This is a genomic window from Streptomyces griseus (genome assembly GCF_900460065.1).
GTDB lineage: Bacteria > Actinomycetota > Actinomycetes > Streptomycetales > Streptomycetaceae > Streptomyces > Streptomyces griseus.
Window position 1 is genome coordinate 16,719 of sequence record NZ_UAVD01000060.1, and the last position, 10,474, is coordinate 27,192.

Below are 10,474 nucleotides of genomic sequence, written 5' to 3' on the forward strand. Positions count from 1 at the left end.
GCCCGGGGCCGCTCAGCCCTCGGCCAGCGTGCTGCTGACCCGGGTGGAGCCGCCCCGCTCGTCCAGGGCCCGGGTGAACTCCTCCAGCGCGTCCAGGAGCAGGGCCGCGCCCCGGCGCACGACCGGGTCGCCGACCGGGGTCGTACCGTCGTCCGTCGGGGTGGGCATGTCCCAGTGGGCCACCGCGTCCACCACCGGCTGCCAGTCGGGCAGCCGCCGCTCCCGTACCGCCCTGGCCCCCTTCTCGGTGGCCCGGCGCAGCGCCTCGGCCAACTGGGCGGCGCCGGGCACCGGGTCGGCCGACCGGGCCGGCAGATGGGCCTCCAGGACCATCGCGGACCGGCCCAGCTGGGCCAGCGCGTGCTGGGCGTCGGTCGCGGCGGCCCGGGAGATGCCCCGGTGGCGTACGGGTTCGTGCTGGGCGGTCGCCAGCGCCTCCTGCCACGCCACCCGCGCCTCCCGGGTGGCGATCAGGGCCCCCCGGACGTCCTCGGCGTCCCGGGCGGCGGGGTCCGCGTACCGGTCGACGACCGTGGCCGCGTACTCCACGTCCGCCACCAGCCACTCGGCCAGCCGGTTGCGCAGCCGCGGGGTCTCCCAGGCCGGGTAGACGGCGTAGGAGACCATCGCGAGGAGGCCCCCGACGAGCGTCAGGACGATGCGCTCGGTGACGGTCTGGGACCAGTCGTCGCCGGCCATGCCGAGCAGGAAGACGACGTACGCGGCGACGCAGACCTGGCCGACCGCGTAGCCGGTGCGCATCAGCAGGTACATCAGCCACGCGCACACCACCGCGAGGAGCGCCGAGAGCCGGGCGTCGGGAGTGGCGGTCTGCACGACGGCGGTGGCGAGCCCCACGCCGACCAGGGTGCCGCCGAAGCGCCCCGCCGCGCGGGCGTACGTCTGCGAGAACTCGGGCCGCATCACCATGACGGCGGTCATCGGGGCCCAGTAGCCGTGGCCGAGCGGCACGGCCTCCCCCACGAAGTACCCGGAGACGGCCACCACCGCGACCCGGATGGCTTGGCGCATGACCGGCGAGCCGTGGTGCAGCTCGCGGCGCATCGAGGCCAGCACCACCGGGACCAGCTTCAGCAGCGTGGGCCGGTGCCGGGTGTCCGGGGCGAGGTCCGTGGGGATCCCGCTGTCGGTCCCGGTGCCCTCCGCGATCTCCAGGACGTCGTCGAGCAGGGCCGCGAGCCGGTCGGCGGCGCGGCGGGCGGGGCCGACGAGGATCACGTCGTTGTCGGGGGTCTTCAGGACCCCCAGGTCGGTGGCGGAGAGATGGACGGGCTCGCCGTGCCGGACGGCCCGCGCGGCGGCGTCCAGCACCGATCCGGCGGCGCCCAGCAGCTCGTTCACCCAGAGCCGCTCCAGACCGTCGCCCGGCACCCCCATCGCCGGGTCCGCGAGCGAGGCGAGCACCGGGCGCAGCCGCTCGGCGACGCCCCGGGCCCCGTGCAGTTCGGCGGGGCGGCGGCGGGCCTGGCGCGGGGTGACGGCGGCGGCGCTGCGGGCGGTCATCAGGGGCAGCGGGTCGAAGGGGGCGACCGGGTCGAGCCGCAGCCGGCGGGCGTAGTCGGCCTCGGCCGCCAGGGCGTCGGCGAGCGCGTCGCGCTGGGCGCCCCATCTGCGGACCGGGAAGAGGACGATGAGGGCCGCCTGCACGAAGCCGCCGACGGCGATCATGCCCGCGTGGGCGGCGGCGTCCACGACCGAGGTGGGCAGGGTGATCGTCACGAGCATGATCGCGACGTTGGACGCGGCGATGATGCCGCCCGTGGGGCCGGCCGCCCAGGCCAGCCCGGCGAGGAAGGTCCAGGCGCCCAGCAGGCACAGGAACAGCACGACGTGCGCGCCGCTGACGTAGCCGACGAACGTGGTGACGGCGAGGCTCACGCCGGAGACGAGGGCGAGCACGGGGCGGGGCCGCCAGCTGCGCTGGAAGGTGGCGATGGCCGCCTGGAACGCGCCGAACGCGGAGCTCGCCGCGATCTCCGGCCCGAACAGCACGAGGCTGACCCCGATGACGAGGGCGAGTCCGGCCGCACCGCGGAAGGCGATGAGGGGCTCCAGTCTCTGCCGCTCGATCTCCAGTCCCGAGCGGGCGGTCTCCTTCAGCGCCCGGAGCCAGCTCATGGGCCGAGCCTAACCGCAAAGTGCGACAAGCCCGACTTACGCCATGATTTCGCCGTCGGGTCCCCGGCGCGAGCCGCCCCCGCCGCCCACGCGGGCCCGGTCGGCGGCCTCGGTGCCGTGCGTCCAGCCGTCCAGGTCGGACACCCCCCGGAGCCGGGTGGTCGTGGTCCTCGGGAACATCCGCTCGGCGGTGTCGGTGACCGCGACGTCCCGGGCGGCGAGAACGGGGAGCAGGCCCCCGCCCGTGCCGCCGTCCCCGCCGTCCGCGGCGGCGTCCGCCTCCGCCGTGGCCCGCTCGGCGCCGTCGGCGAGCCGGCGGCCGAGCCGCTGGGCGTACCCCATCAGGAACGCCTGCCGGAAAGTCTTGGTCCGCTTGCGTCCCCCGGCGCGCTGCCCGGCCTCGGCCCGGGTCATCGCGGCCGTCCCCTGGACGAGCAGGGAGGTGAACAGCAGCTCGACCGCGTCCAGGTCCGGCTCGAAGCCGACGACCGTGGTGAAGCGGAGGTCGTCGTTCCACACCGCCCGGCACCGGTTCGCGGAGGCGACGGCGTCGAGCAGGACCGCCTGGGCGCTCTCGTACGGGGGTTCCACCCCGATCCGGCAGGCGCCCGGCGTCTCGCGGCTCCGGGTCCGGGCGGCGAGGAGGGCTTCGTCGACGCTGTGCCGGGCCATCAGCTCCTGCGCCTTGGTGGTCAGCGCCTCGGCCTCCTCGGGGAAGCCGGTCGCCTCCGCCTTCGCCAGCAGCGCCCGGATCCGGGTGAGCATGCGGGGTTCGTCGGCGGCGGGCGGCCGGTGCAGGTGGTCGGCGGCGGCGCCGGGCGGCGGGCCCACGGGCTCGATCGCGGGCAGCCGCAGCAGCAGCCGGTACAGCTCCAGCAGGTCACCGGCGTACCGGAACCGGTCGGGGCGGTTGCGGGGCACGGGCGCGGGCAGCTCGGCGAGCTGCCGGCGCCAGCGGGGCGGCAGCTCCGCGTACCGGGCCGTCTCGGCGGCGATCAGGGTCGCGGCCAGCGCCGCCCGCCGCTCGTCCAGCTCATGGCGGACGTGGCGGACCAGGTCGGCCGGGTGCCAGCCCCGGTCCCAGGCCCGCCGCACGAACTCCTCGCCGCGCCGGTGCGCCTCCGCGTCCGCCTCCGGGGCGGCGGCGAGCAGGGAGGCCCCGGTGTCGAGGGCCGCGTCGCCCTCGACGTAGAGGGCCGCCGCGCACGCCCGGTCGATCACCGATTCCATCCGGCCAAGGGTAGGCGCACGGCCCGCCCGGCCCGAACGGCCCGCACAGTCCGATGCCCCGCAGCGCCCGACCGCCCGCAGGCCCTTTCCCGGAGGCGGCCGGAGCGGAACGGCCCGCCCGTGGGCGGCCCGGCGCGCCCCGCCTCCGGGGCGCTGTCAGTGGCGGGTGCCAGACTCGCCCCCATGACCGAACGGTGGGCGGTGGCGGCCGTGGACGGGGGCGGGGCGCTGCTCGCGCCGCTCGCCCGCGACGGCACGCCCGCCGGGCCCGTCCTCGCCGAGCCCGACCTCGTCGAGGCGGTCCGCTCCCGGCCCGGAGTGGCGCGCTGGGTGTGGCGGTCGACCGCCGGGATCTACCCCCGGCTGCTGGCCGCCGGGGTCCGGGTCGAGCGGTGCTACGACATCGAGTGCGCCGAGCTGCTGCTGCTCGGGCACGCCGGGCGGCTGGGCGAGCCCCGGTCGGCCGCCGCCGCGCTGGCCCGCCTCGACGGAGCGCCGGTGCCGCCGGACCCGCCGGCCCGGTCCGCCGAACCGGGCGCGCAGTCCTCCCTCTTCGAGCCGCCGTCGGGGGCCGGGGTGCCGTTCGAGGGGCTCCTGCGGGTCTACGCGGACCAGCTGCGCCGCCATGACGCGGCGGAGCACCCGGACCGGATGCGGCTGCTGACGGCGTCGGAGTCGGCGGGGATGCTCGTGGCCGCCGAGATGCACCGGGACGGGCTGCCCTGGCGCGCCGACGTCCACCGGGAGCTGCTGACCGGACTGCTGGGCGAGCGGTACGCGGGCGGCGGCGAGCCCCGCAGGCTGGCCGAGCTGGCGGACGAGGTGTCGGCGGCGTTCGGCCGCAGGGTCCGGCCCGACCTGCCGGCCGATGTGGTGAAGGCGTTCGCGCGGGCGGGCATCCCGGTGAAGTCGACGCGGCGCTGGGAGCTGGAGGAGCTGGACCATCCGGCGGTCGAGCCGCTGATCGCGTACAAGAAGCTGTACCGGATCTGGACGGCGCACGGCTGGTCCTGGCTCCAGGACTGGGTGCGCGAGGGCCGCTTCCGCCCGGAGTACCAGCCGGGCGGCACGGTCAGCGGGCGCTGGACGACCAACGGGGGCGGAGCCCTCCAGATCCCCAAGGTGATCCGCCAGGCCGTCGTCGCCGATCCGGGGTGGCGGCTCGTCGTCGCGGACGCCGACCAGATGGAGCCCCGGGTGCTGGCCGCGATCTCCCGCGACCGGGGGCTGATGGAGGTGGCCGGCCATGACGGCGACCTCTACAAGGCCCTGTCCGACCGGGCGTTCTCCGGCGACCGCGAGCACGCCAAGCTGGCCATGCTCGGGGCGATCTACGGCCAGACCTCCGGGGACGGGCTGAAGAACCTGGCCGCCCTGCGCCGCCGCTTCCCGCTCGCCGTCGCGTACGTGGACGACGCGGCCCGGGCGGGCGAGGAGGGGCGGGTGGTGCGGACCTGGCTGGGCCGGACCAGCCCGCCGGCCGCGTCGGCCGGACAGGACGAGGAGGCGGGCCTGCCCCAGGAGGATCCGGAGGGCTCCGGGGGTGCGCCGGACGGCGGCCCGGCGCGGGCCCGGGGGCGCTTCACCCGCAATTTCGTGGTGCAGGGCAGCGCGGCCGACTGGGCGCTGCTGATGCTGGCCGCGCTGCGCCGGACGATCTTCGAGCAGGGGCTGCGGGCGCAGTTGGTGTTCTTCCAGCACGACGAGGTGATCGTGCACTGCCCGGCCGAGGAGAGCGCCGCCGTCGTCGAGGCGATCCGCGCGGCGGGCGAGCTGGCCGGGCGGACCGCCTTCGGCAGGACGCCGGTGCGGTTCCCCTTCACGACGGCGGTGGTGGAGCGGTACGCGGACGCCAAGTGACGCCCGGGGCAGCCCCCTACCGCTGCTGGAGCCTCGGCCACTGCGGGCTGAGGACCAGGGCGGTGAGCTGGTCCATGGTGAGCGCGGGCGCCTCACGGGTGGCGGGGCTCGACTGCTCGCCGGAGTTGAAGGCCGAGACGACGACCCGCATACCGTCGGGGCGCATCGAGTCGGCCGTCCACATGACGACTCCCCGGCCACCCTTCTCGCCGGGCTTCTTCGAGGTGGCGAGCAGGGTGCCGTCGGGCAGGGTGGTCGCGTCGCCGTACAGGTCGTCGGCGACGTCCCGCATGTCGGCCTGCACATTGATCTGCACCAGGGAGCGGCCCTCGCCGTCGTTCACGACGACCGAGGCGAACTCGCCCCCGCTGTCCGTCTCCTCGCCCACGGAGAGCCCGTCGGGCAGCAGGGCGCGGAAGGTGGGCATCAGAGCCGTGTAGTCGAGCGGCGGCGCGGGCACCCCGGCGTCGTGCGTGCCGCGCGACACCGGGTCCGGGGAGGGTTCACCGGTGGGCGCGGCCCCGGTGGCGGTGGGCGTCGGCGCGTCCGGGGCCGGGGGCGCGTCGGGCGGTGGGGCCGTCACGGCCTCGGTGGGCGGGGCCGACGGCGTGGGCGCGGCGGTGTCCGGGGCGGGGGCCGTGGGGGTGATCGTCGGCGCGGCCGGTCCGCTGCCGGCGACGTTCGCCCGGTCGCCGGAGGCGCCCAGCTGACCGGCGGCGAAGGTGACCCCGCCGCCGACGAGGGCCAGGGTCAGCACGCCGCCCGCCACGGCGACGGCCCGGCGGCGGCGTACGGCGCGCCGGCCCTGTTCCAGCGCGCCGTCGACCAGGGCGGCACGGCCGGACAGCTCGAAGGCCTCTCCGGCACGGCGGATTTCCGTACCGAGGCCGTCCTCGAACGGCCGCTCGTCTTCGCTGGGCATGGGGAACCACCACTTCTCGTTCGGGATGCTCGACAGTTGACGGCCCGGGGGGCCGGTGGGGCGGGCGGCGGAGACCGTCCGGGGTCAGCGGGCGGCGAACTCCGTGAGGCTGCCGCCCAGCAGTTCACGCAGCCGCCCGAGCGCCCTCGTGCAGCGGGTCCGCACGGCGGCGGGGCTGACCTGGAGGGCGGCGGCGGTCTCCTCTATGCTCCGGTCCTCCCAGTACCGCAGCACCACGACCGCCCGGTCCTTGGGGGCCAGTTGGGCCAGGGCCCGGAGCAGCGTCATGCGCAGCGCCGGGTCGTCGGGGTCGACGGGAGCGCCCTCGGGCAGTTCGGCCAGCGGGCGTTCGCTCGCGGACCGGCGTCGGCGATGGGTCAGGAAGGTCCGTACGAGCACGGTCTGGGCGTACGCCGCCGGGTTGTCGATCCGGCGGGCGCGGCCCCACAGCACGTACATCCGGCTCAGGGTCTCCTGCACCAGGTCCTCGGCGAGGTGCACATCGCCGCTGGTCAGCAGGGAGGCAGAGCGGAACAGATGGCCGGCCCGGCCGGCCGCGAACACCTTGAACTCCTCGGTACGCGACGCCCTCACGCACTCCCCCGTCCGTCCGTCCGTTCCGCCCTTCCCCCTGTACGACGCGACGGGGGCGGGGAAATGTTTCGGGCGGTCCGCGAAAACTTTCCGGGCCGGGACCGGGGGCGTGGCGGGGCCCGGCCGGACCGGGGGAACGCGAGAAGCGCCCCGTTCACGCGCCGGACGGCGTGAACGGGGCGCGGGCGGTGGTGCGCTCGCTGTTCCTCGTCTACCCGCGTTCCCACAACGCGGGGACGTTCGGCGGCTCCCAGCCCGCATGGGCCTGGTGTGCCTGCAGACAGCGGTAGGCGACCCCGCCGTACGTCACGCGGTCACCCGCGCGGTAGGAGGTGCCGGTGGCCCAGGTGGTGGACCCCGGCTCGGTGGGCGTTGCGGTCGGGTTGGGCGTCTGGGCGACGTCCAGCACGAAGTCGAAGGAGCCCTGGCGCCCGTTCCCCACGTTGCGGACGTTCATCAGCAACTCGGGGTCGAACAGCGCGTCGGTGTTGTTGCGCGGCTCGTTCGGGAAGTACAGCTGGGTGGTGAGGATGCGCCCGCCGGGCGCCTGCGCCTTCACGTGGATGTGCCGCGTGCGCCCCGGGTAGAGGCCCGGCACGATGGTGGTGAGGCTGAACGACCCGTCCGCGCCGGTGAACTGGTGCCCCCGGAAGGCGAACTGGGCCATGTCGTACGACCCGTTGGTGTCGGCCTGCCAGAAGTCGAGCAGGGCTCCGGAGATGGGGCGGCAGGCCCGCCCGAAGACGTAGCCGCTCACGGTGAGCGGTACGCCGGGGGTGCTCGGGGTCACCAGGCTCGTGCGGCGGGGCGAGTTGGGCTTGAAGTACGGCCCCTCCATCTGCGGAGGCGTCACGTCGTCGCCGTCGTCGCACTCCGGGGTCGGGGCCAGCGGCCCGTTCCCGGACGAGGCGGCGTCCCGCGCGAGCGCGACGCCCCCTCCGACGAGCAGGGGCGCGGCGCTCGCGACGAGCGCGGCCTTCAGGAGGCCCTTGCGGCTGATCCGCCGCCGGTCCACCGACGCCTCGTCGGAAGCGTTCGGCTCGTGGGGGGTTGAATTGTCCATTTGTGGGGTCATGACATTTCCTCGGAGTCCTCGGAGGTCCTCGACGCGGGGAGGCGGGAGGCGGGAGCTTCAGGAGGTTCGGTGGTGCGGGACCGGTCCCGGGGCGGTCGGACCCGGGACCGGGGCGGTCAGACCCGCTGCCAGAGCGCGGGCACGTCGGCGGGGGTCCAGCCCGGCTGGGCCGTGTGCGCCTGGAGGCAGCGGTAGGTGGCTCCGCCGTACGTCACCGTGGCGCCGGCGGCGTACGCGGTGCCGACCGCCCAGGTGCCGCCCGGCGAGTCGGTGGGCGGGGTGGTGGGCGGGTCGGTCGGCGTACCGCCGCCGCTGGTGACCAGGGTCAGCCCGTACGCCTGGAGCAGCGGGTTGATGGGCTGGAAGTACGTCGTGCCGCCGGAGGAGCAGTTGCCCGAGCCGCCGGAGGTGACGCCCTGCGCCTGGCTGCCGGAGATGTACGAGCCGCCGGAGTCGCCCGGTTCGGCGCAGACGCTGGTGCGGGTGACCCCGGAGATGGTGCCCTCCGGGTAGGTGACGCTGGTGTTCAGCTGCTGGATGGTGCCGCAGTGCCAGCCCGTGGTGGAGCCGGAGCGGCAGACCGAGGCGCCGACGACGGAGGCGGTGGAGCCGGCGACGGTGACGTCGCCCCGCCCGTAGCCGTTCACCAGCGGACGCGGGGTCCAGTTGGCGTTGGTGGCGACCCAGGCGATGTCCCGGCCCGGGAAGGTCGAGCCCTGGAAGGTGCCCTGGGCCTGCTGGTTGACACCGTTGGTGGTCGTGCCGACCCGGCCGCAGTGGCCCGCGGTGGCGAAGCCGTTCTGGGTGCCGCGCGTCACCGAGAAGCCGACGGAACAGCGGCCGGAGCCGTTCATGTAGTACGCGTCGCCGCCCCTGATGTCGGCGAGGGCGCGGGGCTGTTCGGCGGACCTGGCGACGGTGACGAGGCCGCTGTCGACCCCGGCCGCCTTGAGGAACGCCTGTCCGGCGGCGGGGCTGGCGGCGTTGACGACGACCCGGTTGGCCGCGACGTCGACGTACCAGACGGGCACGTTCTTGGGCGCCTTGTCGAGCGCGGCCTTGTCGAGGCTCTTCTTGACGCCTTCGAGCCGGTCCAGGCTGTGGCCGACGACCTCGGCGCGCGCTCCGGCCTCGGTGATCCGGGCGGCCTCGGAGGCGTCGGTGGTGGCGACGGTCAGCGTGGCCTTCGCACCGCTGACCCGGGCCCCGGCGTAGCTGGCGCCGAGGGACTTCTCCAGCCCCGCGGCGACGGCGGCGGCGCGGTACTCGTTGGCTATCCGGCTGCGGGCGGCGTCCTCGTCGAGGCCGAGGTCGCGCTCCAGGGCGGCCAGCATGCCGGGTGACAGGCTGTCGGCGGAGACCGGCGGAGCGGCGGTGGCCGCGGGGTCGGCGGACGCCACGCCGGTGAGCCCGGCGAGGGCGAGCGCGCCCACGGCCACCGTGGCGGTGCCGGCGACGAGGGCGCGTCTGCGGAGCGTGGTTCTCTCCACGTCACTCTCCTTGGTTCTGGGGGTGTCCGGATCCGGTGGGGGTTGGTCCGGACCAGGGAATTGCCGAAACCGTAGCGGCGGCGACACCTGGCGCAGGAGATCCCGTTCACCCCCCTCCCTCCGCGTTATGGGGCCGCGCGGCGAGGGCTCCGGCCCACCCGGCGGGCGGGGTCGCGGCGGGTGTTCCGGCCCGCCCTGCGGGCGGGACGGCCCCCGCGGAGCCGATTTCGCGGCCCGGCCGGGCGAAGCCGGAACGCGACTCCCTTTCGGCGGGGCGCCCGGGTAGGTTCGGCCCCATGCACACAGGGCAACTTCTGGGCTCGGGACGCACCGCCGACGTGTACGCACTCGACGGCTCCTGGGTCCTTCGCCGTTACCGGGACCGCACCGACATCACGGAGGAGCTGGCCGTGATGAGCTACGTCGGCGCCTTCGGCTTCCCGGTGCCGCGCATCGGTCCGCCCGCCGAGGGGGCCCGCCCCACGGACCTGGTGCTCCAGCGGCTGACCGGCCCGACCCTGGCGGAGTCCCTGCTGACGGGGCGGCTGGGGGCCGCCGAGGCGGGCGCGCTGCTGGCCCGGCTGCTGCGCGAGCTCCACGCCATACCGCCCCGGGTCTCGGCCGACCCGGAGGACTGCGTGCTCCATCTGGATCTGCATCCGGAGAACGTGGTGCTGACGGCAGAGGGTGCGGTGGTGATCGACTGGTCCACCGCGGCGGAGGGCCCGCCCGGTCTGGACCGGGCGATGTCGGCGCTGACCCTGGCCCGGATCGCGCTCGACCCGGGGTTCCCGGCCGGGGCTGACGTCCGGCCGCTGCTGACGGCGCTCCTGGCGGAACTCTCCGACGACGGCGGGGCGTCGGCCGCCGACCTGTCCCTGGCCCGTGCCCGCCAACGGGAGAACCCGCACCTCACCGACCACGAACGGGCCCGCCTGGACCGGGCGGTGGACCTGGTGCTGGGCTGTGCCCCGTAAGGGGTGGATTCACGTCCCCGGCGATCGAGGAGCGGGAGCGGGACCCGGCAGCGAGCCGCTCAGCGCCGGCCGCGCTTCGCGTCGCGCACGCGCCGCAGCCGGTTCACCGTGACCGGGTCCTCGCGCAGCGCCCGTTCGTCGTCGATCAGGGCGTTCAGCAGCTGGTAGTAGCGGACCGGCGAATTCC

The 10,474-nt window shown here is 75.7% G+C and carries 9 protein-coding genes; 2 read left to right on the plus strand and 7 right to left on the minus strand.

Annotated elements, in window-relative coordinates:
• Positions 1-12 precede the first annotated feature (12 nt).
• Both DTB53_RS36610 and DTB53_RS36615 read right to left on the minus strand, forming a co-directional pair.
• Positions 13-2,139, minus strand: a complete 2,127-nt coding sequence (locus tag DTB53_RS36610) for an FUSC family protein (RefSeq protein WP_012380337.1) — start codon at positions 2,137-2,139, stop codon at positions 13-15.
• A 36-nt stretch (positions 2,140-2,175) separates the two neighbouring features.
• Positions 2,176-3,369: a DUF2786 domain-containing protein gene (locus DTB53_RS36615; protein WP_003968239.1), complete on the minus strand. Its 1,194-nt coding sequence runs from the start codon at positions 3,367-3,369 to the stop codon at positions 2,176-2,178.
• A gap of 183 nt (positions 3,370-3,552) precedes the next feature.
• On the opposite strand from DTB53_RS36615, the gene DTB53_RS36620 reads away from it, so the two are divergent.
• The gene (locus DTB53_RS36620) at positions 3,553-5,229 is read left to right on the plus strand and encodes a bifunctional 3'-5' exonuclease/DNA polymerase (RefSeq protein ID WP_012380336.1); all 1,677 of its coding nucleotides are present in this window, start codon (positions 3,553-3,555) and stop codon (positions 5,227-5,229) included.
• 16 nt (positions 5,230-5,245) lie between these two features.
• Here the strand turns inward: DTB53_RS36620 and DTB53_RS36625 are convergent, their stop codons facing one another.
• The 4 genes from DTB53_RS36625 to DTB53_RS36640 all read right to left on the minus strand — a co-directional run bounded on the left by DTB53_RS36625 (position 5,246) and on the right by DTB53_RS36640 (position 9,310).
• Entirely contained in the window at positions 5,246-6,151 is a 906-nt protein-coding gene (locus DTB53_RS36625; RefSeq protein ID WP_012380335.1) for a hypothetical protein, read from the minus strand.
• An 84-nt stretch (positions 6,152-6,235) separates the two neighbouring features.
• The gene (locus DTB53_RS36630) at positions 6,236-6,745 is read right to left on the minus strand and encodes a SigE family RNA polymerase sigma factor (protein WP_003968236.1); all 510 of its coding nucleotides are present in this window, start codon (positions 6,743-6,745) and stop codon (positions 6,236-6,238) included.
• 211 nt (positions 6,746-6,956) lie between these two features.
• Positions 6,957-7,808, minus strand: coding sequence for a dioxygenase family protein (locus DTB53_RS36635; protein WP_042496845.1), 852 nt, complete (start codon positions 7,806-7,808; stop codon positions 6,957-6,959).
• Positions 7,809-7,936: 128 nt separating this feature from the next.
• On the minus strand, positions 7,937-9,310 hold the full coding sequence (locus DTB53_RS36640; protein WP_003968233.1) for a carbohydrate-binding protein: 1,374 nt from the start codon (positions 9,308-9,310) through the stop codon (positions 7,937-7,939).
• A 296-nt stretch (positions 9,311-9,606) separates the two neighbouring features.
• On the opposite strand from DTB53_RS36640, the gene DTB53_RS36645 reads away from it, so the two are divergent.
• Entirely contained in the window at positions 9,607-10,287 is a 681-nt protein-coding gene (locus tag DTB53_RS36645) for a phosphotransferase (protein WP_012380334.1), read from the plus strand.
• A 59-nt stretch (positions 10,288-10,346) separates the two neighbouring features.
• On the opposite strand, the gene DTB53_RS36650 is transcribed toward DTB53_RS36645, so the two are convergent.
• Positions 10,347-10,474: DUF3263 domain-containing protein (locus tag DTB53_RS36650; protein WP_146777746.1), on the minus strand; the 128-nt coding region annotated here is incomplete at its 5' end.

What these genes read in the sequence shown, in the direction of transcription:
- DTB53_RS36610 (WP_012380337.1), bottom strand. Translation starts at nt 2,139, where the DNA reads ATGAGCTGGCTCCGGGCGCTGAAGGAGACCGCCCGCTCGGGACTGGAG.
- DTB53_RS36615 (WP_003968239.1), bottom strand. Translation starts at nt 3,369, where the DNA reads ATGGAATCGGTGATCGACCGGGCGTGCGCGGCGGCCCTCTACGTCGAG.
- DTB53_RS36620 (WP_012380336.1), top strand. Translation starts at nt 3,553, where the DNA reads ATGACCGAACGGTGGGCGGTGGCGGCCGTGGACGGGGGCGGGGCGCTG.
- DTB53_RS36625 (WP_012380335.1), bottom strand. Translation starts at nt 6,151, where the DNA reads ATGCCCAGCGAAGACGAGCGGCCGTTCGAGGACGGCCTCGGTACGGAA.
- DTB53_RS36635 (WP_042496845.1), bottom strand. Translation starts at nt 7,808, where the DNA reads ATGGACAATTCAACCCCCCACGAGCCGAACGCTTCCGACGAGGCGTCG.
- DTB53_RS36645 (WP_012380334.1), top strand. Translation starts at nt 9,607, where the DNA reads ATGCACACAGGGCAACTTCTGGGCTCGGGACGCACCGCCGACGTGTAC.